The sequence below is a fragment of the Streptomyces sp. AC627_RSS907 genome, from assembly GCF_019049165.1.
The window spans coordinates 1-555 of the sequence record NZ_JAGMUE010000929.1; the positions used below are offsets into that span (position 1 = coordinate 1).

At 71.2% G+C, this 555-nt stretch carries 1 pseudogene; it reads left to right on the forward strand.

Annotation, left to right across the window (positions count from 1 at the left end):
- Positions 1 to 546: pseudogene (locus tag KUM32_RS39510) on the forward strand (MerR family transcriptional regulator); the annotation flags it as partial.
- Positions 547 to 555 lie beyond the last annotated feature (9 nt).

A 555-nucleotide genomic window follows, 5' to 3' on the forward strand; every position in this document is an offset into this window, starting at 1 on the left:
GCCGTGAACCGTCTCCGCGAGGTGGGCAGCCCTCTTGGCCTGCTCTCACCGCTGGTCACTGGCCGCCTGCGCGATCTGCCGCCCGGAGCCCTGCGCTCCGCCGACCTCGATACCCTCCTGGTCACGGAGCGCGCCCTCGGCCCCCTGGGCGCCGCCGTCCAGGCCGACCGGTTCATCGTCCTGGCCACCCACCCCGAGCTGCGGGCCGAGGAGGACCGACTGGCCGAGGCCGAGGCGGCCCTGGATGACACCGTGTCCCCCGACGACCCCCGCATCGAGGACCTGGCCGCCCAGCGATGTGATCACGAGACGGCCCTGGCAGCCGCCATCGAAGGATCCGGCCTGGAAGAGGCCCTCAACGACCTCCTGGACCGGGAGGACGAGCACGCCGGCGAGGAAGAAGAGGGGGCGAGGATGAGCGTGGTGGAGGCCATCGGCAAGATGCCGTACGACTTCTCCCCGGCCCGCGTCCGGTACGAGGAACGTGTCATCGAACTGCTTCACTCGGCCGATCAGGCCGGCGACAGGGACCGACGGACCTGCTGACTGGCATCG